This is a genomic window from Thalassospira sp. SN3W (assembly GCF_038070535.1).
Taxonomy (GTDB): Bacteria; Pseudomonadota; Alphaproteobacteria; order Rhodospirillales; family Thalassospiraceae; genus Thalassospira; species Thalassospira xiamenensis.
The window spans coordinates 4,275,844-4,299,290 of the sequence record NZ_CP121124.1; the positions used below are offsets into that span (position 1 = coordinate 4,275,844).

General features: G+C 54.9%; 20 protein-coding genes. 6 read left to right on the forward strand and 14 right to left on the reverse strand.

The features are described from left to right. Positions 1-167: 167 nt before the first annotated feature. Entirely contained in the window at positions 168-2,210 is a 2,043-nt protein-coding gene (locus P8T57_RS19710; RefSeq protein WP_341364075.1) for a lytic transglycosylase domain-containing protein, read from the forward strand. A gap of 107 nt (positions 2,211-2,317) precedes the next feature. After that, on the forward strand, positions 2,318-3,016 hold the full coding sequence (locus P8T57_RS19715; RefSeq protein ID WP_037991247.1) for a haloacid dehalogenase type II: 699 nt from the start codon (positions 2,318-2,320) through the stop codon (positions 3,014-3,016). Between the two features lie 128 nt (positions 3,017-3,144). On the opposite strand, the gene P8T57_RS19720 is transcribed toward P8T57_RS19715, so the two are convergent. After that, positions 3,145-3,603: a polymer-forming cytoskeletal protein gene (locus P8T57_RS19720; protein WP_007089477.1), complete on the reverse strand. Its 459-nt coding sequence runs from the start codon at positions 3,601-3,603 to the stop codon at positions 3,145-3,147. After that, complete coding sequence (locus tag P8T57_RS19725; RefSeq protein WP_341364076.1) at positions 3,563-4,909, reverse strand: peptidoglycan DD-metalloendopeptidase family protein; 1,347 nt, start codon at positions 4,907-4,909, stop codon at positions 3,563-3,565. Before P8T57_RS19725 ends, P8T57_RS19720 begins: the two co-directional genes overlap by 41 nt. Before the next feature lie 225 nt (positions 4,910-5,134). Between P8T57_RS19725 and P8T57_RS19730 the strand changes: the two genes are divergently transcribed. Together P8T57_RS19730 and P8T57_RS19735 are read left to right on the forward strand one after the other, a co-directional pair. Further along, positions 5,135-5,617, forward strand: coding sequence for a phosphatidylglycerophosphatase A (locus tag P8T57_RS19730; RefSeq protein WP_007089475.1), 483 nt, complete (start codon positions 5,135-5,137; stop codon positions 5,615-5,617). A 6-nt stretch (positions 5,618-5,623) separates the two neighbouring features. Further along, positions 5,624-6,127: a CinA family protein gene (locus P8T57_RS19735; RefSeq protein WP_341364077.1), complete on the forward strand. Its 504-nt coding sequence runs from the start codon at positions 5,624-5,626 to the stop codon at positions 6,125-6,127. 46 nt (positions 6,128-6,173) lie between these two features. On the opposite strand, the gene P8T57_RS19740 is transcribed toward P8T57_RS19735, so the two are convergent. The 12 genes from P8T57_RS19740 to tpiA form a co-directional block, all read right to left on the reverse strand. Beyond that, the gene (locus P8T57_RS19740; protein ID WP_037991250.1) at positions 6,174-6,632 is read right to left on the reverse strand and encodes a type II toxin-antitoxin system RatA family toxin; all 459 of its coding nucleotides are present in this window, start codon (positions 6,630-6,632) and stop codon (positions 6,174-6,176) included. Positions 6,633-6,679: 47 nt separating this feature from the next. After that, positions 6,680-7,675 carry a lipoyl synthase gene (gene lipA / locus P8T57_RS19745; RefSeq protein ID WP_007089472.1) on the reverse strand — a complete coding sequence of 332 codons (996 nt, stop codon included), beginning with the start codon at positions 7,673-7,675 and terminating at the stop codon, positions 6,680-6,682. Between the two features lie 118 nt (positions 7,676-7,793). Further along, entirely contained in the window at positions 7,794-9,191 is a 1,398-nt protein-coding gene (gene lpdA / locus P8T57_RS19750) for a dihydrolipoyl dehydrogenase (RefSeq protein WP_037991253.1), read from the reverse strand. 95 nt (positions 9,192-9,286) lie between these two features. Further along, positions 9,287-10,621, reverse strand: coding sequence for a pyruvate dehydrogenase complex dihydrolipoamide acetyltransferase (locus P8T57_RS19755; RefSeq protein ID WP_341364078.1), 1,335 nt, complete (start codon positions 10,619-10,621; stop codon positions 9,287-9,289). A 63-nt stretch (positions 10,622-10,684) separates the two neighbouring features. Continuing rightward, positions 10,685-12,118, reverse strand: a complete 1,434-nt coding sequence (locus P8T57_RS19760) for a pyruvate dehydrogenase complex E1 component subunit beta (protein ID WP_037991262.1) — start codon at positions 12,116-12,118, stop codon at positions 10,685-10,687. A gap of 53 nt (positions 12,119-12,171) precedes the next feature. Continuing rightward, positions 12,172-13,182, reverse strand: coding sequence for a pyruvate dehydrogenase (acetyl-transferring) E1 component subunit alpha (gene pdhA, locus P8T57_RS19765; protein ID WP_007089468.1), 1,011 nt, complete (start codon positions 13,180-13,182; stop codon positions 12,172-12,174). Between the two features lie 544 nt (positions 13,183-13,726). Beyond that, entirely contained in the window at positions 13,727-14,077 is a 351-nt protein-coding gene (locus tag P8T57_RS19770) for a septum formation initiator family protein (protein WP_051682326.1), read from the reverse strand. A 288-nt stretch (positions 14,078-14,365) separates the two neighbouring features. After that, positions 14,366-15,637, reverse strand: a complete 1,272-nt coding sequence (gene eno, locus P8T57_RS19775; protein ID WP_007089466.1) for a phosphopyruvate hydratase — start codon at positions 15,635-15,637, stop codon at positions 14,366-14,368. Between the two features lie 104 nt (positions 15,638-15,741). After that, positions 15,742-16,599: a 3-deoxy-8-phosphooctulonate synthase gene (gene kdsA / locus P8T57_RS19780; RefSeq protein ID WP_037991591.1), complete on the reverse strand. Its 858-nt coding sequence runs from the start codon at positions 16,597-16,599 to the stop codon at positions 15,742-15,744. Positions 16,600-16,627: 28 nt separating this feature from the next. Then, positions 16,628-18,256 (reverse strand): CTP synthase, encoded by a 1,629-nt coding sequence (locus P8T57_RS19785; RefSeq protein ID WP_007089464.1) that lies wholly within the window; start codon positions 18,254-18,256, stop codon positions 16,628-16,630. A gap of 124 nt (positions 18,257-18,380) precedes the next feature. Further along, the gene (gene secG / locus P8T57_RS19790) at positions 18,381-18,716 is read right to left on the reverse strand and encodes a preprotein translocase subunit SecG (protein WP_007089463.1); all 336 of its coding nucleotides are present in this window, start codon (positions 18,714-18,716) and stop codon (positions 18,381-18,383) included. Between the two features lie 99 nt (positions 18,717-18,815). Next, positions 18,816-19,571, reverse strand: coding sequence for a triose-phosphate isomerase (tpiA, locus tag P8T57_RS19795; protein ID WP_037991268.1), 756 nt, complete (start codon positions 19,569-19,571; stop codon positions 18,816-18,818). A gap of 327 nt (positions 19,572-19,898) precedes the next feature. Here tpiA and P8T57_RS19800 point away from each other — a divergent pair, with 327 nt between their 5' ends. After that, complete coding sequence (locus P8T57_RS19800; protein ID WP_341364079.1) at positions 19,899-21,791, forward strand: peptidyl-prolyl cis-trans isomerase; 1,893 nt, start codon at positions 19,899-19,901, stop codon at positions 21,789-21,791. A gap of 103 nt (positions 21,792-21,894) precedes the next feature. Further along, positions 21,895-23,391, forward strand: a complete 1,497-nt coding sequence (gene trpE / locus P8T57_RS19805) for an anthranilate synthase component I (RefSeq protein ID WP_341364080.1) — start codon at positions 21,895-21,897, stop codon at positions 23,389-23,391. Positions 23,392-23,447 lie beyond the last annotated feature (56 nt).

Sequence of the window (23,447 nt, forward strand, 5' to 3'; positions counted from 1 at the left end):
ATAGCGGCTGTTAAGGCATCCGGCAAGCGTCTGTATACATTAAAGCGCGCCTTGTTTGATCAAGGTTACTCTTTCGTCTTACGACCGATTGGCAATTGGCTGTTTCACTGCCATAATAAGGTTGTCTGGAGCGCATTACCTGCCGTAAGGCAAAAGGGGAATTTTAAATGGCGCATGCGTCTTTCCGCGGTGTTTCGATCTGCGCATTGGCACTCGGTATGTTCACTTTGCTGACGCCGATTGGCGATAAGGCATTGGCCGCAAGTCAGGATAAAAATATCCTGACCGAACTGCCGCCATCACCGGCGTTTTCGTCGGTTAGCCGTGCGCGGCTGAATGTTTTTCTTGATGCGCTGGAAGACGGCCGCACAAAAACATTCGAAAAACTTCTTCCCAACTTTGACGACCCGCTGCTTCAGAAAGCCAGCGAGTGGATGTGGCTGATCAGCCCGAATTCCGGTCGCAGTTTCGAAGAAATCACAAATTTCATTGATGCCAATCCGAAATGGCCCAGTCAGTCACTGCTGCGTCAGCGCGCCGAAGAAGCCATGACTGATGCCGTTCCTGACGATGTCGTTCTGGCATGGTTCAAGCGGTCCGCACCGGTTACGGCAGACGGTGCCACCCGCCAGATAAAGGCGCTTCTGGTGACCGGCGAAATCGAAGCCGCAACCACCCTCATACGCAACAGCTGGGTGAATGAAAACTTCGGCACCGGTCAGGAGAAGCGTTTTCTGGATCGATACGGTAAATATATCGATCAGGAAACCCATCAACAGCGCCTTGACCGCCTTCTGTGGGAAGGTCGTCTTGGACCGGCAAGCCGCACTGAAAAATATGTCAGCAACGATTATCTTTTGCTGGCCAAGGCACGCGCAGCCTTGCGGTCGCTCGACCCCGGTGTTGACGGCGCAATCAACCGTGTCCCCAAAAAATACCAGAACGATCCGGGCCTTATCTATGAACGCGTTCGCTGGCGCCGGATAAAGGACCGCGATCAGGAAGCACGTGACCTGCTTCTCTCGCAGGCCAATGATCTCGCCTATATTTCAATCCGGCCGCAATACTGGTGGATTGAAAAGGCGATTCTTGCGCGCCGCGCCCTTCAGAAGGGGCATATTACCGATGCCTATCGTCTGGTTGCCAATCATGGCCAAAGTGATGCAGGCGATATCGCCGAGGCAGAATGGTTTGCCGGATGGATCGCCCTTGAATTCCTGGGCGATGCCCGCATCGCGCTGACCCATTTCCAAAACCAGTATGACGTCGTGCAATACCCGATCAGCCGTGCACGCGGGGCCTATTGGGCCGGCCGGGCCAACGATGCGATTGGGGACAAGGAAAAGGCGCGCGAATGGTACAGGCTGGCAGCCGATCATGCCCATACCTTCTATGGCCAGCTTGCCATTGATGCACTGGGTGCCAAGCCCACCTACTCTGTTGAACAACCCGTCCCGACGGAACAGCAACGCGCCGATTTCGAATCGCAGGAACTGACACAGGTTACCCGCAAACTTGGCGAGATGGGCCTTGGCAACATCATTCGTCCGTTTGTCATGGCGCTTGTTTATGCTCATGACGAGCCGGAATATCTCGCCATGGCAACCGATCTTGCGCGCGAATATGGCCGTGCCGACCTTGCAATCATTGCCGCCAAACGCAGCATCCGGACCGGTAGCGGATATCTGGATGCCGCCTATCCCATTCATGAACAGGTACCGCTTGGTCACAATCCCGACCCCGCACTGGTCCACGCAATCATGCGTCAGGAAAGCCTGTTTAACCCCGAAGCCGTTTCGTCGGCCGGTGCACGCGGCCTGATGCAGTTGATGCCAGCAACCGCCGAACGCATGGCCAAGGACCTTGATCTTGAATACGAAACCGCGCGTCTGACGGCCGATCCGGGCTTCAATATCTCGCTGGGGCGCGAATATCTTTCGAAACTTCTGGATCGCTGGGATGGTGAAGAAATACTGACCATCGCCAGCTATAACGCCGGTCCAAGCCGCGTAAGACAGTGGATTGCAGAATATGGTGATCCACGAGACGCCGATGTTGACCCGGTCGACTGGATCGAAATGATCCCCTATAGCGAGACACGCAATTACGTCCAGCGGGTTATGGAAGGCACCTATGTCTATCGCCGACGCTTCGCACGCGACGAAATCGCAATGGGTCAGCAGGATGAAACACCCTCAAATTCCCAGTGATTTGATCCACCAACAGCGATCCGTTAGAGACAGTTGAACCGTTTGCGGTTTGCCAAAGCGAACACCATATTCGATCAAACCAAGTCCGACAGATGAGGCCAGAGCAAATGTCAGAAAATGCACTTACTTCCTGCCGCGCATTCGTTTTCGATGCCTATGGTACCCTGTTCGACGTTGGATCGGCCGTTGACCGGTTCAAGGAAACCATCGGGGATGAAGCAGACCGGCTTTCAAGTATCTGGCGCCAAAAGCAGCTTGAATATACGTGGCTGCGCAGTCTGATGGGCGACTTCACTGATTTCTGGAATGTCACCGGTGACGCTCTTGATTACGCCATGGCAGCAACCGGAAAAAAAGACCCCGCCCTTCGCGCAAAACTCATGGAAACCTATCTGTCGCTTGATACTTTCCCCGAAGTTGTTGAAACCCTGAAAACACTTAAATCCCAAGGGCACAGGCTGGCGATCCTGTCGAACGGCGCCAAACATATGCTGATTTCAGCAGCAAAGGCATCCGGGATTCTATCACTGTTTGACCAGATCATCTGTGTGGATGATATCAAAACGTATAAACCGCACCCCGATGTCTATCAGCTTGCGGTCGACCAGCTCGAATTGACGCCCGCCGAAATATCATTCCAGTCGTCTAACGGATGGGATATTGCCGGTGCCGGGCATTTCGGGTTCCGCACGGCCTGGATCAACCGGACACAGCAGCCAACAGAACGCCTGTCTCATAGCGCAGACGTGGTTTTAAAAGGTCTGGACGAGCTGCTGCCGCTGGTCGCGCAGCCGGAAAAAGCCTGAAATCCAGGCCCGCGAAGCACGCAAATCCCGATCAGACCGAATAAAGAAAACCCGGAAAAGCGATTTGCCGCTTTTCCGGGTTTTATATTCTTTGCTGGCCTGCGGGAAAGATTGCCAACACAAACCTTTTATTGTTTGTGTTCTTTCTTCACGTTCGCGGCAACGATCTGACCGGCCTGAATGACGGTAAGACCGCCCTCTTCGACGGCACCTTCAATGCGACGGCAATGGCCTTCGATATGGGCACCCGGTTCGATCGACAGGCTTTCATGAAGGATATCGCCCAGCATACGGGCCGTTTCCGCCAGTGAAACGTCCCGGGCGCGAACCTGACCGGTGACAGAACCACAAATGCGAACCTTTTCGGCGACAATCTCGCCGCGGACTTCGCCGTTCTGACCAATTGTCAGGGTACGCGTGCGAATGTCGCCATTCACAAAACCGTCCACCTGAACATCTGACTCAGAGATCAGATCACCGGTAACCCGAAGATCTGAATTGATAATCGACAGACCGCCTCTTTTTTCGGTCGCCGAATTATGGGAATTAGTCGTTGTCTGCTGTCTCTTGCTCGTTTTTGAAAACATAATGTCCCGCCTCAATAAACTTGATGGGGTCTACCTGCTTGTCGTGAACCAGAACTTCATAGTGCACGTGGCTGCCGGTACTACGGCCGGTACTTCCCATCAATGCGATTTTGCCCTTTAAATTCACTTCGTCGCCCTTCTTGACGAGGACCTTGTATAGATGTCCGAAACGGGTTCGAAGGCCGTTACCATGGTCAATTTCAACCATCTTCCCGTATTTTCCGCTCCATCCGGCGAACACCACCTTTCCGGGGGCCGTCGCATAGATTGGTGTTTTCATGGGCCCGGCAAGATCAACGCCGGAATGAAAAGCCCACTTGCCGTTGATAGGATCCTTGCGCTTCCCGAAAGAACTGGACAGGTAATAGGAATCCGCAGGCTCCCCCAACGGGGTTCTTTTTATTCTTTCATGCAAACTTACCAGCTGATCCATACGATCACCAACGGCAAGTGCCACATTTACAAACTGTTCGTCCTCGGGGTTCTCGGGCTCGAACGCCACAAACGGTCCCCCCACACCACCGGCAACTTCGCCGCTTCCAGACGCCTGCGGCTTCATGGGCGGCGTAATAACCTCGTCCATCGTAAGACCGGTCATTTCCAGCACCGATTCCAGCTCCAGAATGGTGCTGTCGGCGGTTTCCGCCACGCGCTGCATCGCCTGCTTCTGGATGGTATGCAGATCGGCAATCCGCTGACGTGCTTCACCAAGTTCCGATTGCAGTTTTTTCGAACGCTGCATTGCCTGATCACGTTCACGCATAACCCGCGACATGACGGTTTCGACAGTTTCCAGTTCGTCGCGCAAGGCAAGATTGCGGTTGGTAATACCGTCAATCTGGGTCTGAAGCGCGTTCATCTGATTATCCATGGATGTCCGCAAGGCGGAAATCTGGACTTTTTCCTTTTCACTGACCGCCAGTTTCGAGGTGTAATCCTGAACCCGGGCCTGCAGCATCAAATTCTTTTCAGCCATCGACAGAAGATTACGGTGGGTATCTTCCATCTGTGAGGTGATTTCACCAAAACGGCGCTGGCTTTCGGTGACACGTGCGATCAACTGATTGTAGGAAAGCTCGCTGCGAAACAGCTGTTCTTCACGCGCGGTAAGCCGTTGATCAAGATACCAAGAATAACCAGATACCCCGACCGTCCAGGTGATCGCAAGGACCCCGACCGATGCCAATGTCAGTTGAGCGTATTTGCCAATCCGCACTTGAGAAACGGAATCATTGGACCGCACAAGGATGTGCCGGTCCGGAAACCATTTTTCAATCAGGCGACGGCCACGTTCGAACGCCGACATACTCAGTGTCTAACCCCTATTTACCCAACATTGCCCGTTCGATACGAAATCGACGCACAACCGTTTTTTTTCAGACCCCGGCTGAATATCTATTTTCTTTACGCTACCTGTTAGCGCGAAGACAGGCAAGCACGTTAACACATCCTTAAGGGTAAAAAAATCATCTGCTTTGCACTTCAATATGTTACTCAATGATCTCCCGATGAATTCAACAGCGTTCAAAACATGCGTTTATCCCAATTCATGCTGACCTGTGCTGCAACATGGTTTTACAGCGGACGAACCACCAAGGCACCTGGCACGATGGGATCGCTGGCCGCTGTTCCAGTGGGCTGGGCAATCGCCGTTTTGCTGGGATACCCGGCTCTGTTGGCCGGAATTGTCATCGTGTTCCTTGTCGGAATTCCGATTTCCCATAAATACAGCGAGATGATCGGGGTTCACGATCCCGGTGAAATCGTCATCGACGAAGTTGCAGGGCAATGGCTTTGCATACTTGTCGTTCCGCTGGGCAACGGGCTTGCCGATCTCGGCTGGCTGGCGGCGGCATTTGTCATGTTCCGGTTTTTCGATATTCTGAAACCCTGGCCGATCCGCTGGATCGACCGCCGGATCAGCGGCGGTTTTGGCATCATGCTTGATGACATCCTTGCGGGCATATTTGGCATGTTTGTATTGATCGCCGCCCGCTACTTTGCAGGAGTTTGACCGCCCATGAACATCGAACCGGATATTCTTGCGCGCGCAGAAAACCTGATTGCCCTATGCAAATCCAAAGGCGAAATGATCGCAACCGCAGAATCCTGTACCGGCGGGCTTATAGCTGGCGGGCTAACGGCCGTTGATGGCAGTTCGTCCGTTGTCGATTGCGGCTTTGTGACTTATTCCAACGAAGCAAAACACGGCCTGATCGGCGTACCGCAGGAATTGCTTGATACCTGTGGTGCCGTCTCAGAACCGGTCGCGCGCGCAATGGCCGAAGGCGCACTGATCCGCGCACCACTGGCAACACTGGCTGTCGCGGTTACCGGCATCGCCGGACCGGGCGGCGGATCAGATGAAAAACCGGTTGGACTTGTCCATCTTGCGTGCGCCGGAAAAGGTCGGCCTACCCTGCACCGTCGCCGGGTCTATGACGGTGATCGCCACGCGGTACGCAAGGCAACCATCATCGACGCCTATGACATGCTTTCGGAAATGGTTGGCAAAACCGGTTAATCAGGTTGGCGCGTCATCGCCCCTGCAGCGTGAATGCAACATGCACTCACTGATCTGACAGGGCCTTGTCCGGCTCGCCATAAACCTGATGGGCGCGGGTTTCAAATGCACCAACCATCAATTTTACGGCCTCGTTGAACACGACCCCGATCATCTTCTGCAACAGGGCAGAACGGAATTCGAAATCGACAAAGAAGTCGAGCCACGTTCCACCGTCTTCCGCCGGTTCAAACACCCAGTGATTGTTAAGGTACTTGAATGGCCCCTGCAGATATTCGACATCGACCCGATCCGGGCGCTGTAGCGTGACTTTTGATGTGTATTTTTCGCGAAACATTTTGAAACCGATCACCAGATCGGCATGCAAAACATCGCCATCGCGCTTGCGCACACGGGATGCCACACACCATGGCAGGAATTCCGAATAGGAATCGATATCCGCGACGAGGTCAAACAGCTGTTCCGGCGTATAGGGCAGTTTCCTGCGCTCCGCATGCGTCGGCACCCTGATCTCCTTTGTCGTCGCGTTTATCGGTTTGAAATGCGGCGCACTTACTGCGCCGCTGTTGTTGCCTGCATTCTGGCTTTGGCTTCGTCAGCAGCCGCAAGCTTTCTTTCGCGTGCCTTGCGCAGTTCCTCGAAATCACGGTCTGCATGATAGCTTGAACGCGTCAGCGGCGTTGCCGACACCATCAGGAAGCCCTTGCCGCGTGCCATCGAGGCGTAATCCTTGAACTCGTCCGGCGTCACGAACCGGTTAACAGGTTCGTGCTTGAGCGTCGGCTGCAAATACTGGCCAATCGTCAGGAAGTCGACATCCGCAACCCGCAGATCGTCCATGACCTGTGCCAGTTCATGGCGTTCTTCACCAAACCCGACCATCAGGCCCGATTTGGTAAAGATCGTCGGATCAATCTGTTTGACGCGATCAAGAATGCGCAGCGACTGGTAATAGCGCGCGCCCGGCCGGATCGAGGTATAAAGCCTGGGAACGGTTTCAAGGTTATGGTTGAAAACGTCCGGACGTGCACGGGCAACGATTTCAACGGCACCTGGCTTATCGCGAAAATCGGGGGTCAGAATTTCAATCGTGGTTTCCGGCGATTTATGGCGGATCGCCTCGATCACGCGGGCAAAATGTGCGGCCCCACCATCGGCCAGATCATCACGGTCGACCGAGGTGATCACGACATGTTTAAGCGCCATGTCGGCAACCGCCATCGCAAGGTTTTCCGGCTCGAACGGGTCAAGCGCACCGGGCATGCCGGTCTTGACGTTACAGAACGAACAGGCACGCGTGCAGGTATCCCCCATGATCATGAAGGATGCGTGTTTCTTCTGCCAGCATTCACCAATGTTCGGGCACGCCGCTTCTTCGCAGACGGTATGCAAATTCAGGCCGCGCGCAAGTTCGCGCGTTTCCTGATACCCCTTCGAGGTTGGCGCCTTGACACGAATCCATTCCGGTTTGCGTCCGGACGGACGATCCGGGCGTTTCTGCTTTTCCGGGTGACGAAGTGCCTGTGCTTCGTTGCGCGCCGTCGACATAGAGTTACCTCCGAAGGATTGGACGGGCGGCAATGTGCCGCCACGTCACGCATTTGTCAAACCGACAATCGTCCAAAGCGGTCATACCGGGCATGTTTGCCCGGTACAACGCTATATTCTAGAAGTGGATCGCACGCCCATAGGCGTCAAGGACCGACTCATGCATCATTTCCGAAAGGGTCGGATGCGGGAATACCGTATGCATCAGATCTTCTTCAGTCGTTTCGAGGCCCATGGCCACGACAAAGCCCTGGATCAGCTCGGTCACTTCGGCACCAACCATGTGCGCACCAAGCAATTCACCGGTCTTGGCATCAAACACCGTCTTGACCAGACCTTCGGCCTCGCCCAGTGCAACCGCCTTGCCGTTCCCGATGAACGGGAATTTGCCGACCTTGACGTCGTAACCGGCTTCCTTCGCTTTGGCTTCGGTCAGACCGACACTTGCCACCTGCGGATGGCAATAGGTGCAACCCGGAATCTTGCGCGGATCAAGCGGGTGAACCCCTTTGACCCCGGCAATCTTTTCAACGCAGATCACGCCTTCATGCTCGGCCTTGTGCGCCAGCATCGGCGGGCCTGCGACGTCACCAATGGCATAAATGCCCGGTTCTGCCGTTGCCGAATACTCGTTCGTATCAATGACGTTGCGATCAACCTTGACCTTGGTGGTTTCCAGACCGAGATTTTCGGTATTGCCGATCACACCAACCGCGGAAATCACGCGATCAACGGTCAATTCCTGTTTCTTGCCGTCCTTGGTTTCAATCGTGACGACAACATTGTCGGCGTTGCGCTTAAGGTTTGCGACCTTGGCTTCTGTCAGGATTTTCATCCCGTCCTTGGTCATCATCTTCTGCGCAAGGGCGGCCACTTCCTTGTCTTCGACCGGCATGATCTGCGACATGATTTCGACCACCGTCACTTCCGCACCCATGGTGTGATAGAAGCTGGCAAATTCGATACCAATCGCGCCTGAACCGACAACCACAAGGCTTTTGGGCATCTTATCAGGCGTCATCGCCTTTTTATAGTCCCAGACCACCTTGCCATCGGCTTCCAGCCCCGGCAGGGACCGCGCCCGTGCACCGGTCGCGATAATGTAATTCTTTGCGGTATAGGTACCGGCATCCTTGCCTTCGACCTTGATCTTTTTCGGACCGTCGAATTTGGCTTCGCCGTTGATCACGGTGACCTTGTTCTTCTTCAGAAGATGGCCAACACCACCCGAAAGCTGCTTGGAAACACCGCGCGAACGCTGAATGACTGCATCCAGATCAAAGGAAGGCTTTTCGCATGACAGACCGAATGACTTGGCATGCTGCATGTTGCGATAGACTTCTGCCGAACGCAGCAGCGCCTTGGTCGGAATACAGCCCCAGTTCAGGCAGATGCCGCCAAGATGTTCGCGTTCAACAACCGCGGTTTTCAGGCCAAGCTGTGCGGCACGAATGGCCGTGACATAGCCACCAGGGCCCGCGCCAACAACGATTAAGTCGAAATTGTTATCCGCCATCGTAAGATCTCCTTCGCCTGCCCGTCACCGGTCACAGGTCTTGAAATTCAAATGCTTGCGGGGACTATTTAAAGTCCCCGCGCAATTTCCGAACCTCAGAGCAACATGCTCAGCGGATCTTCGATCAGCTTTTTGAATTCAGCCATGAATTCAGCACCGACCGCACCATCGACCACACGATGGTCGACCGAAAGCGTGCAGCTCATGACGGTGGCAATAGCCAAGGCACCGTCCTTGACAACCGCGCGCTGTTCACCGGCACCAACGGCCAGAATGCAGCCCTGCGGCGGGTTGATGATGGCAGAGAATTCCTTGATGCCAAACATGCCAAGGTTAGAGACAGAGAAAGTCCCGCCCTGGAATTCTTCTGGTTTCAGCTTGCCTTCGCGTGCCTTGCCAGCCAGTGCCTTCATCTCGGTCGAGATTTCGGCAAGCCCCTTGCCACCCGCATTGCGGATAACCGGGGTGATCAGGCCGCCCTCGATGGCAACCGCCACCGAAATATCCTGCTGCTTGCACTGCAGGATGGCCGCATCGGTCCAAACCGCATTGGCTGCCGGTACGCGTTTAAGCGCAATGGACGCGGCACGAATGACGAAATCATTGACCGAAACCTTCACACCCTCGCCGGCCTTCTCGTTAAGCTGCTTGCGGGTGGCAAGCAGATTGTCGAGTTCGCAATCGACCGTCAGGTAGAAATGCGGAACCTGCTGTTTGGACTGGGTCAGACGACGGGCAATAACCTTGCGCATCGAGCTGTTCGGGATTTCTTCGTATTCGGGCAAACCGGTCAGATCCGGGTTCCAGCCAGACGCCGCCGGTGCCTGCGGGGCTGCCGCCGGTTTCTCGCCAGCAGGAGCCGAAGAAGCAGCAGCAGAAGCAGCTTTATCGGCCGGTTTGGACGACATCGCGGCTTCGACATCGCGTTTCACAACACGACCACGCGGGCCCGAACCTTCGACCTTGCCAAGATCAACGCCTTCATTGGCTGCAATACGACGCGCCAATGGGCTTGCCTTGATACGATCCCCACCGGAAACAGGTGCCGCAGGTGCCAGGCCTTTTGCCTGGGCGGCTTCTGGCTTGGACGCTTCCTGTTTCGGTGCCTCGGCTGCTGGTTCGGCATCGCCGCCGCCGCCAACAGACGCCGAAGACGTATCCGCCCCGTCAAGGGCGCTGGCATCTTCGCCTTCTTCCAGAAGAAGTGCGATAACCTCGTTCACGGCAACGCCTTCACTGCCTTCGGAAACAAGGATTTTACCGATTTTGCCTTCGTCGACGGCTTCAACTTCCATCGTGGCTTTATCGGTTTCGATTTCAGCAATGACGTCACCTGACTCAACGGTGTCGCCTTCCTTGACAAGCCATTTCGCCAAGGTGCCTTCGGTCATGGTCGGCGACAGGGCCGGCATCAATATCTTAACAGGCATGAACGCAATCTCCCGGTAACGGGGCGGCGCGGGTTTGCCGCGCCCTGCCCCTGTCCGTTTTACTTAGCGATAGCAAACGGCCTTGGCCGCATCGACGATGTGTTGCTCCTGCGGAAGTGCAAGCACTTCGAGGTTGGCAGCATATGGCATCGGAACATCTTCACCGGTAACGCGCGCAACCGGCGCATCAAGGTAATCAAACGCATGTTCCATGATGACCGATGCGATCTCGGCACCGATACCGGCAAAGTGCCAGCCTTCTTCGCAGGTCACGAGACGGTTGGTTTTCATGACCGAGCGAACGATGGTGTTCACATCAAGCGGACGGATGGTCCGAAGGTTGATGACTTCGGCGGAAATGCCCTGCTCTGCAAGCTGTTCTGCCGCTTTCAGCGCCTTGCCGACCATGATTGAAAACGCAACGATGGTAACGTCCGTCCCTTCGCGTTCGATCTTTGCCTGACCAATCGGAAGAACGAAATCTTCGTCGTCCGGCACTTCGAAGCTTTGTCCGTAAAGGATTTCGTTTTCAAGGAAGACAATCGGGTTCGGATCACGAATAGCAGCCTTGAGCAGACCCTTCGCATCGGCCGCCGACCAAGGTGCGACAACCTTGAGCCCCGGGCAATGTGCATACCAGGATGCATAGCACTGCGAATGCTGTGCGCCCACACGCGACGCAGCACCGTTCGGGCCACGGAACACGATCGGGCAGCCAAGCTGGCCACCGGACATATACAAGGTCTTCGCAGCAGAGTTGATGATCTGGTCAATCGCCTGCATGGCGAAGTTAAAGGTCATGAACTCAAGAACCGGTTTCAGGCCCATGAATGCCGAACCGGTTGCAAGGCCGGTAAAGCCATGCTCGGTAATCGGGGTATCGACAACACGCTTGTCACCGAATTCATCAAGCAGGCCCTGGGTGACTTTATAAGCCCCCTGATACTGCGCGACTTCTTCCCCCATGACATAAACGTTCTCATCGGCCCGCATTTCTTCGGCCATGGCATCGCGCAGGGCTTCACGAACGGTCTGGGTCTTGAACGAGGTATAGGTTTTCTCGTCCTTGGTCGCGTTCATGACGCTCATGGCACGCGGGTCCTGTTCGGCGCGTTCAATCGCACCGCTTGCAGCAACAGGTGCTGCATTGGACGAACTGGCCGGTGCCTTTTCTTCTTCCTTGGCTTCGGCCGGCGCGGCGTCGGCTTTCGGTGCAGAAGACGCCGAAACATTATCAAGGGCAGAAGCATCCTCGTCTTCTTCGAGGATATAGGCGATCACAGCATTCACCGCGACGTTTTCAGTCCCTTCGGCAATCACGATCTTGCCGATGGTCCCTTCGTCAACGGCCTCGACTTCCATCGTGGCCTTGTCGGTTTCAATTTCTGCAATCACGTCACCGGAGGCAACAGTGTCGCCTTCCTTGACGGTCCATTTGGCAAGAGTGCCTTCTGTCATGGTCGGCGACAGCGCCGGCATCAAAACTTCAATCGGCATTGTTCCCTCTCTCCCGGGAAATATCGGTCAAAAGCGGTTCGCGGGTGTCGCGATCACGCGTCGATCAGAATATCTGTGAACAGTTCGGAAACATCCGGTTCCGGGCTGTTTTGCGCAAACTCCGCCGCTTTGGCGACTTCCGCTTTCACATCCTTGTCGATGTCCTTGAGGCCAGCCTCGTCGATGATATTGCCATCGATCAGCAGCTTTTTGACCATATCGATCGGATCGTGCTCTTTACGCATTTTGTCGAGCTCGTCCTTGGTACGATATTTCGCCGGGTCGGACATGGAATGCCCGCGATAGCGATAGGTCTTGAGCTCAAGGATATAGGGCCCTTTGCCTTCGCGGCAATGCGCAACGGCACGTTCACCGGCATCCTTGACCGCCAGAACGTCCATGCCATCAACCTGTTCACCCGGGATACCATAGGCAGAACCGCGCTCGTAAAGGTCCGGGCTGGCCGAATGGCGCTGTGCCGACGTTCCCATGGCATACTGGTTGTTCTCGATGCAATAGATCACCGGAAGCTTCCAGAGCGCTGCCATGTTGAAGGATTCGTATACCTGCCCCTGGTTGACGGCACCGTCCCCAAGATAGGTCAGGCAGACACGGTCCTGACCGCGATATTTGTAATTGAAGGCAATACCGGTGCCGAGCGAAACCTGCCCGCCGACGATACCATGCCCGCCATAGAAGTTCTTTTCCTTGGAGAACATGTGCATCGAGCCGCCCTTGCCGTGCGAATAACCGCCTTCACGGCCGGTCAGCTCTGCCATGACCCCTGCTGGGTCCATGCCACAGGCCAGCATATGGCCGTGGTCGCGGTAACTGGTAATCACACCATCATCGCCGGTAATGGCAGCCTGCATGCCGACAACGACAGCTTCCTGCCCGATGTAAAGATGGCAGAAGCCACCAATAAGCCCCATGCCATAAAGCTGACCGGCTTTTTCTTCAAAGCGACGGATCAGCAGCATTTCACGGTAATATTTGAGGAGATCGTCACTGCTCGCCTGATTGTCGGCGCGCGTCGTGGCGCGTTTGCGTTTTGTGGTCGCCATGTTTCCTCCCGGTGGATGGCTGTCGCTTAAGCATCATGTATGAGCGCTTAATTCGGTACTGGACCACCGAAATGACTACCCAAAACTACGTGTCGAAGCAAGCAATCTAACCACCCGTAAACTGTTGTTTTGCAACGCACAATCACAAATAAACCAAATAATGGTTAATTCATGTTTTTTTGCATATATACATAATTCAAGCGTTTCCAGTGACTTGAGGAACCGGCTTCATTCCCGTTCATTCCATCAGGTCACAAATGCTATGCTTTCCTGAAAAGAATATCACAGATCCGACACGTTTATTTCGCAACTGCCAGAAGAAACAAAAGGTTGCGTTGCCCTGATCACAAACTATTGCAGGTCACAAATCAACCAAAAGACAGTTGAAACAACGCTGTATGAGAGGATGTCAAATTCCCGCCAAGCAGCCCGGGCTGTAAAATCATGGGAAATACAGCCCCGGACGCGCGCATTTTCAATTTTGGAAGTTGATCACGCGCATAAAAACCCTGCCGGATTCTAAGCACAAATCTGCCGCGACCGATTACTGGCTGGCAGCAACCGTTTCGTCGGCCGGATAGCCATTGTGATGGAAGATAATCAGATCATCCGGGTGCGCGGCATTCAGCATCGCGCGCGCACGTTCATCGAGCAGATCAGGATCAAGATGCTTCGGGCGCATCGCAATCACGCGCTGCTCGAGATGCTTGCGCTTGTCGATGATTTCGTCACGCACTTTTGCGATATCGGCCACGCGGTCCTGCATCGACCAATAAGCCAGCAAACCACGATTACCTTCGACACTGTGGAAGATGAAATAGACCATAATGGTAAATGCAATAACCGGTGCAATAGCCTGACCTAGTCGGCGAATAACCGGTGACGTTGAAGACATTTACCCCTGCCCTTTGCGGATACGAGACGAAAAACAGAAAAAACACCATTCCGAAACCGGAACGGAAAAACTGCGTGCGTTATTTCCCTTTGAACGCAAAGGTATAAATCTCGCAGCAGACAGAACTCTCGCAAAAATACTCTCATAGCTAATCACAACAGGGTAAAAATAAGCTTAAAACAGCAATGCTAATACAGGGCAGTTACGCTCAATTAGCTGATCCTGAACAACAAAAAACCGCCCCGGAATGACGGGACGGTTTTTCAGGTTCAGTCCTGCAATCGAACCTTATTTCAGGATCGAACGCCCCGGATAATAGGCACCGGCCCCCAGCATCTCTTCGATGCGGATCAACTGGTTGTATTTCGCCAGGCGGTCGGAACGTGACAGCGAACCGGTTTTGATCTGTCCGCAATTGGTGGCAACCGCAAGATCGGCGATGGTCGAATCTTCGGTTTCGCCCGAACGGTGTGACATAACCGCAGTATAGCCCGCACGATGGGCCATTTCGACGGCCTCAAGCGTTTCGGTCAGCGAACCGATCTGGTTGACCTTCACGAGGATCGAGTTGGCAACGCCCTTCTTGATGCCATCGGCAAGGCGCTTCGGATTGGTTACGAACAGATCGTCCCCGACCAGCTGAACCTTTTTGCCGATTTCCGACGTCAATGCCGCCCAACCGTCCCAGTCATCTTCAGACATGCCGTCTTCGATCGAGAAAATCGGATACTTGCTGACCAGATCGGCCCAGTATTTGACCATGCCGTCTGCATCAAGGGTCTTGTTCTCGCCCGCCAGAACGTATTTGCCACCTTTGTAGAATTCGGTCGATGCCGCATCAAGGGCAAGAACAACGTCTTCTTCCGGGCGATAACCGGCAGCTTCAATCGACTTCATGATGTAGCTGATGGCTTCTTCGCTCGACCCGATATTCGGGGCAAAACCACCTTCGTCACCAACAGAAGTGCTCAGACCATCTGCCGACAGGGCCTTTTTCAGGTTATGGAAGATTTCCGCACCCATGCGGATTGCGTCCGATCCGGTTTCTGCCGAAACCGGCATCACCATGAATTCCTGAACGTCAATCGCGTTGTCGGCATGTTCACCGCCATTGATGATGTTCATCATCGGCACCGGCAGGGTGCGGGCGAAAGCCCCACCAACATAACGATAAAGCGGAAGGCCTGCTTCTTCAGCCGCGGCCTTGGCAACCGCCAGCGATACGCCCAGAATGGCGTTCGCACCAAGACGGCTCTTGTTCGGCGTCCCGTCAAGATCGATCATGATGCCATCGACCTCGACCTGGTCTTCGGCATCCATACCGGCCAGGGCTTCGAAAATCTCGCCATTGACGGCGGCAACCGCTTTGGTCACGCCCTTGCCAAGATAACGGTCTTCCTTGTCACGCAGCTCGACGGCTTCATGCGCACCGGTGGATGCACCCGACGGAACGGCTGCACGACCAAAGGCGCCACTTTCCAGAGTTACATCAACTTCGACAGTCGGGTTGCCACGGCTATCGAGGATTTCGCGGCCGCGGATATCGATAATAGCGGTCATGACGGAAACATTCTCCTCACTGAGATTATCTGCACCCCAATCGGGTGCTTTGGTTACAGCATAAAAGAAATGCCGCCATCATGTCTGATGGCGGCATTTGCATATCAATCCTTGAACATGTCCAGACGAACCGGATTGGCTTTTGCCACTTTGTCCAGTTCCATCAGAACCGACAAAACTTCCGGAAGCTTGTTCAAGGGAATCTGGTTCGGGCCATCGCTGATGGCCGCATCCGGGTTATCGTGGGTTTCGATAAACAGGGCGGCAATGCCGACAGATACAGCCGCACGCGCCAAAACCGGCGCAAATTCGCGCTGTCCACCCGACGTTGTCCCCTGCCCACCCGGCTGCTGAACAGAATGGGTCGCATCAAATACGACCGGATAGCCCTGACGGGCCATGGTGGGAAGTCCACGGAAATCGGTTACCAGCGTGTTATAGCCAAAGCTGGTCCCGCGATCACAAAGCATGATGTTTTCGTTGCCGGTTGACGCAATGTTGTTCGCAACATTCGCCATGTCCCAGGGTGCCAGGAACTGGCCCTTTTTGACATTCACCGCGCGCCCGGTTTTACCCGCGGCCTGCAAAAGATCGGCCTGACGGCACAGGAACGCCGGAATTTGCAGAATATCGGCAACTTCCGCGACCGACGCACACTGATCTGGCAGATGAACGTCGGTGACAATCGGAAGGCCGGTCTTTTCCTTGACCTCGGCCAGAATGTCGAGCCCCTCGACCAGACCAACCCCGCGCCTCGACGTGCTGCTGGTGCGGTTTGCCTTGTCAAACGAGCTTTTGTAAACAAGCCCGATCCCGAGCCCCTCGGACAATTCCTTAAGCGCTGCGGACATTTCCAGTGCGTGCTGACGGCTTTCGATCGCGCACGGCCCCGCCAGAAGCGCAAAGGGCCTGTCATTGGCGAATTCGATATTGCCGACTTTGACAGTTTTGATTTCCGTCATTTCGAAGTCTTTCATTCAGGCTGTTTGATCAAACCAGACGGCTGCGCTCTTTGGCGGCCTTGATATAGGACACAAACAGCGGATGCGGATCAAGCGGACGCGAACGCAGTTCCGGGTGGAACTGAACGCCGATGAACCACGGGTGATCCGGGTATTCGACGATTTCCGGCAAACGCCCGTCCGGCGACAGACCCGAGAATTTAAGCCCTTTTTCCTCAAGCTGCGCCATGAAGTTTACGTTAACTTCGTATCGATGGCGATGGCGCTCAAGAACGGTCTCACTGCCATAGATATCACGCGCACGCGTACCGTCGACCAGTTTGCACTCGTAGTTGCCAAGGCGCATGGTGCCACCAAGATCATCTTCGCCGCTACGACGCTCAACCGAGCCACCATCTTTCGCCCATTCGGTCATCAGGCCCACAAGCGGGGTTTTCGTCGGACCGAATTCCGATGAAGACGCATCCTTAAGGCCCGCCAGATTGCGTGCGGCTTCAAGAACCGCCATCTGCATGCCAAAGCAAATCCCGAAATACGGCACCTTGTTTTCACGGGCATAGCGCGCAGCGGCAATCTTGCCCTCTGTCCCACGCTCGCCAAATCCGCCCGGCACCATGATCGCGTCCAGTTTGGACAGGATTTCACTAACATCGCCTTCTTTTTCAAGCGCGTCAGACGCAATCCATTCCAGTTTGACACGGACCTTGTTGGCGATGCCGCCATGGGTCAGTGCTTCGGTGAGCGACTTATAGGCATCGGGCAGCTGAATGTATTTGCCAACGATCCCGATGGTAACCTCACCTTCCGGATTACGGATGATGTTGCAGATTTCTTCCCACGGTCCCAGATCCGGGTCCTGTGCCTGCAGGCCGAAGTGATGAAGCACTTCGTTATCAAGACCATACTGGTGATAGCTGATCGGCACCTGATAGATATTGTCGACGTCATAGGCCGGAATAACAGCGGCTTCGCGCACGTTACAGAAACGTGCAATCTTGCGGCGCTCATTGACCGGGATTTCACGGTCACAACGGCACAGCAGGATATCGGGCTGAATACCAACGCTTTGCAGTTCCTTGACGGAATGCTGGGTCGGTTTGGTTTTAAGCTCGCCCGCCGACGAAATATAAGGCACCAGCGTCAGATGCATGAACAGCGTGCGGCCATCGCCAAGCTCGTTGCCCATCTGACGGATCGCTTCAAGGAACGGCAGACTTTCGATATCGCCAACCGTACCGCCGATCTCGACAAGGACAAAATCCTCGGTCGCATCGGACTGAACGAATTCCTTGATCGCATCGGTAATATGCGGGATCACCTGAACGGTCCCGCCCAGATAATCGCCGCGACGTTCGCGCGCAATCACGTTGGAATAGATGCGACCGGTGGTCACGTTGTCGGAACGACGCGACGAAACACCGGTGAAACGTTCATAGTGACCAAGATCAAGGTCGGTCTCCGCCCCGTCTTCGGTCACATAACATTCGCCATGCTGATACGGGCTCATGGTGCCCGGATCAACGTTGATATACGGATCAAGCTTGCGCAGGCGAACAGTGAAACCACGTGCCTGAAGCGAGGCCCCCAAAGCAGCAGATGCCAGGCCCTTGCCCAGCGAAGAAACAACGCCACCGGTGATAAAGATATAACGGGTCATGTCTTTGCCTCATCTCAAAGCAAAACGCCGCAGTTCGATGCAGCTCAGTGCATCACGAACCGGGGAATACAACAATCAAAAATTGAGGCGGCAATTTTGCCGCCTCTGGTCGTCGGTTTGTTTTTTAGCGGGTCGGAGCCGCCGGTCCGGTGTCCTCGGCGGGCTGTTGTTCAGCTGCCGGGGCCGGAGCCTGATCCAGTATGGATGTCGGCTGGGTATGAGTGTTGGACAACAATGCCAGGGCAAGGCTTGTAATCATGAATGCCCCGGCAAGAATAGCGGTCGTACGTGTCAGAAGGTTTGCTGCGCTGCGCGAGCTCATGACGCCGAAATTACCGCCGCCGCCACCGCCGCCGCTTCCGCCGATACCAAGCCCACCGCCCTCGCTGCGCTGTACGAGAATGACGGCAATCATGCCAAGCGCAAGAAGAAGGTGAATTACCAGAATAACAGTTTGCATGGTCTCGAAACTCTTGTCCTAAAACTTCCGATCCGAACATTATTATGGCCGGATCGGGCAAAAATTTGATGCGTATTTAACGTGTTTTATGACAGTTGGCTAGGCGCAACTTTCAATAATTTTCCAAAAATCGTCAACTTTGAGGCTCGCCCCGCCAACCAGTGCACCGTCAACATCGGGCACAGACAGCAATTCAGCCGCATTGGACGGCTTTACCGAACCACCATACAGAATTCTGAATTTGTCACCATCATCAAATCGTGCCGTCAGCCCTGCACGAATTGCAGCATGAACTTCGGCAACTTCATCAACGCTTGCCGTGCGCCCCGTGCCAATCGCCCAGACTGGCTCATAGGCAATGACCGTATTTTCCGCCGTCGCCTCATCAGGAACCGAAACCGCAATCTGGCCATTGACCACCGCAAGCGTCGCACCAAGATCGCGTTCCTGCTCGGTCTCGCCAACACAGACCACCGCAATCAGACCGGCATCATGGGCTGCCATTGTTTTCTGGCGAATAACGGTCGAACTTTCACCGTGGTCCGCCCGACGTTCGGAATGCCCGACAAGAACATGGGTCGCGCCGATATCGGCCAGCATCGGGGCCGCAATATCCCCGGTATGCGCGCCCGAAACGGCAACATGACAATCCTGACCGCCAACCTTGACGGCACTCTTGGCCGTAACACCGGCAACATCGGAAATCAGGGTTGCCGGCGGACAGACCAAAATATCACATGCCAGATCACCTTTTGCCTTTGCGCGGTCAGACAGTCCGCGCGCAAGTGCAAGCCCGTCGGTGCGCAGGCAATTCATTTTCCAGTTTCCGGCGATCAGGGGACGGCGCTGTGACATATGTATATCTACCTCTTGCTGCGACAGGTTTTGGATCAGGCAATGGCTGGGCCATGCGGGAACCGATCCGACAAGTATTGTTACAAACACGGTTCGATGCGGGTTTTAGCACGCGCTCAGGCCCCGGCCAAGCCCCGGAAAACACTGTCAACCGAACTTCGGGCACGGTCAATGCAATCGGATGTTGCCGCCCTTACCTCTCGCCATTAAGATGCGCGGCAATTGCGCCGGAATTTTCGTTATGTTCCGGCAGATAAAAGAAACGCTGCCGGTACATTGTCATCTGCATTGTCATCGGCACCAACCACGAATTGTTAGGCTTATCATATGCTTGCTGGCATTCGCTCTTTTTCGAAATCAATCTTTGCCAAGATCATCCTCGGCGTGATTGCAATCAGCTTCGTCGGATGGGGCCTGAATGCGTCGATGCTCGATCTTGGAACATCGCGTCAGGTTGCTGAAATCGGCAGCCAAAATATCAGCCCCGCCGAACTGGATCGCGCCTTCCAGCGCAGCATCCAGAACATGCGCAGCGTTTTCGGTCCGAATTTCGACCGTCAGCAAGCCATCCAGATGGGCCTTTTGAACAATACGGTTCAAAATCTGGTTTCCCAGAAAATCCTGCGTGAAAACGCCAAGGAAATGGGCATCGGCATCAGCAACGAAAAAGTGCGCGAGACGATTTTCGCCTCTCCGGGCTTCCAGAATGAAACCACCGGCCAGTTCGACCGCGAACGTTTCCTTCAGGCGCTGTATTCCAGCGGATATACCGAACCGGAATTCATCGAAGGTGTTCGTGGCGACATGATGGGCCAGCAGGTTGTCGGCAGCCTCGCCGGTGCCGTCAGCGTCCCTGACGTCATGGCACAACAGATTGCCGCCTACCGCAACGAACAGCGCAGCGGCAGCTTCTTTGCCCTGAATGCTTCGGAATTCGACACGATCGAAACGCCCGATGACGCGACCCTTCGTAAATATCACGAAGACAACGCACCGCAATTCACCGCCCCCGAAAGCCGCAATGTGACCCTGGTCACCCTTTCGGCGAAGGATCTGGCGGCAAATATGGATGTCACCGAAGAAGAAATTCTCGAGGCATATAACCATCGCCTACCGGAATTCCAGACTCCGGAAAAACGCGTTGTCGAACAGATCCTGTTTGCCCCCAATGAAAAGGAAAGTGCCCAGGAGGCCTACAAGGCGCTTCAGGGTGGTGCCGATTTCATGCAGGTCGCAACCGACGATGCCGGTATGGATCCGTCGATTGTCAAACTTGGTGAATTCACCTCCGACAACATCCTTCCCGATCTGCGCGATGCGACGTTTGGCCTTGAAGAAGGCGCGTTTTCCGAACCGGTCGAAACAGCTCTTGGCTGGCATATCATTCGCGTGACCGGCATTACGCCGGAACAGACCGAAACCCTTGATCAGGTTCGCGACGATGTCGAAGCCGGTGTCCGGCAGTTCAAGGCCGAAGACGCGATCTATGATCTTGCCGCCAAGCTTGATGATGAACTTGGTGCCGGGACCCCGCTTGAAGAAGCCGCAAACGCGGTTGGCGCAAAAACCTATAAACTGAACGACGTTGTGCGTGGCGAAGGTCTGGGTACTGAAATCACCGACAGCGGTGAGATCAATGCCAAGATTTTCGAACTCGGCAAGGGCGAGGAAAGCTTCCTCGAAGAAACCTCGACCGGTGTTCGTTATGTCGCACGCGTTGATGACGTCACCCCGTCGGCACTGCGTCCGTTTGAAGACGTGCGTGATGACGTTGTTACCGCATGGAAAACCGATGAACGCAACCGTCTGATGCTTGAAAAAGCCGATCAGCTTGCCGCGTCGATCAATGACCAGAATGCCGATATCGCAACGCTCGCTACCAGCGACAATGCCGAACTCGAACAAAGCGGCCTGACCAAACGTACCGGTCAGGGCCTCCAAGGCAATGTCAGCCCGGCGGTAGCAGCAGCCCTCTTCACCCTTGAAGAAGGCAAGGCAAAGGCCGTTCAGTCCGGCGACAATGTTCTGGTTCTGAAACTTGATCAGATCAAAGCTGGCACCATTGCCGAAGGCGCTGACGACCCGGTCGTGACCGAACTCAAACAGGGCCTGAACGAAGACATCCTTGCAGAATATCTTGATTACCTGCAGGACGAGATTTCGGTCAGCGTCAATAACAGCGTGATCAAAGGTCTTTATCCGCAAACCGCGGCCAACTGATCCCGATCAGAAATGGGGCGGCCTTTCATCGGGCCGCCCTTTTTCATTAAACTCTGCGCTGCCTCATACCGCCCACCCCTAATCGACCAAAATTGGACAGACCATGGAAATCAAACCGGATTTCAACAGTTTCAAGCAGAACTACAATAACGGCATTTCACAGGTTCTCTGGACCTCGCTGACCGCTGATCTTGATACGCCCGTCTCGGCATTTCTCAAGATCGCCGAAGGCATGCCCAACACCTATCTGCTTGAATCTGTCGAAGGCGGTGCCGTGCGCGGACGCTATTCATTCCTTGGCCTGCGCCCCGATCTGATCTGGCGGTGCTTTGGCCAAAAGGCAGAACTGAACCGTCGCGCCCTTGCCGATGCCGATGCGTTCGAGGCCGAACCGGTTTCCCCGCTTGAAAGCCTCAAAAAGCTGATCGCCGAAAGCCACATCGCCCTGCCCGACAATCTTCCGCCCATGAGTGCCGGTCTTGTCGGCTATATGGGTTATGACACCGTGCGCCTTATGGAAAAACTGCCCGATAGCAACCCGGATGAACTCGGCGTCCCTGACGGCATCTTTATCCGCCCGACGGTCACCGCAAGCTTCGATACCATCGCCGATACCGTCACCGTCGTAACCCCGGTCCGCCCCGAAAAAGGCATAGATGCCGATGCGGCCTATGATCTGGCCTGTGCGCGCCTCAATGATGTCGTGCAGCAGTTCCAGCGCAACCTGTTCCTTGATCGCCGGTCCAAATCCGCCCCCGACACCCTGCCCGACCCAAAGGTCAGCGTCGACGAGGCCGGTTTTCATAAAATGGTCGATCAGGCCAAGGAATATATCCGCGCGGGCGATATCTTTCAGGTCGTACTGTCACAGCGCTACACGCTGCCCTACCAATTGCCGCCCTTCGCCTTTTACCGCGCCCTTCGCCGGATCAATCCGTCACCTTTCATGTTTTATCTTGATATCGGCGGGTTTCAGGTTGTCGGTGCCAGCCCGGAAATCCTTGTCCGCCTGCGCGACGGCGAAGTCACCATTCGCCCGATTGCCGGAACGCGTCGGCGCGGCAAGACACCCGATGACGACAAGGTCATGGCCCAGGACCTGCTTGATGATCCAAAGGAACGCTCCGAACACCTGATGTTGCTTGATCTTGGCCGAAACGATGTCGGCCGCGTTGCCAAACCGGGCACCGTGCGCGTCACCGACCGCGAACAGATCGAATACTATTCCCATGTCATGCATATCGTCTCGAACGTCGTCGGTCAGATCGACGACAAATATGATGCGATGGACGCGCTCAAGGCCGGTTTCCCTGCTGGAACGGTATCGGGCGCGCCAAAGGTCCGCGCCATGGAAATCATCGATGAACTGGAATCGGTCCGGCGCGGCATTTATGCAGGTTGTATCGGCTATATCTCCGCCGATGGCTCCATGGATACCTGCATCGCGCTTCGGACCGCTGTCATCAAGGACGAACAGATCCATATTCAGGCCGGTGCCGGGATCGTCGTAGACAGCAAACCGGAACTCGAACACAAGGAATGCCAGAACAAGGCAGGCGCATTGATGGCCGCCGCCCGCGAAGCCCATCGGTTTGCCTGATTTCCTGCATTTCGGATTGAAAGAACAAGGCCCGCTTCATTTGCGGGCCTTGTTCT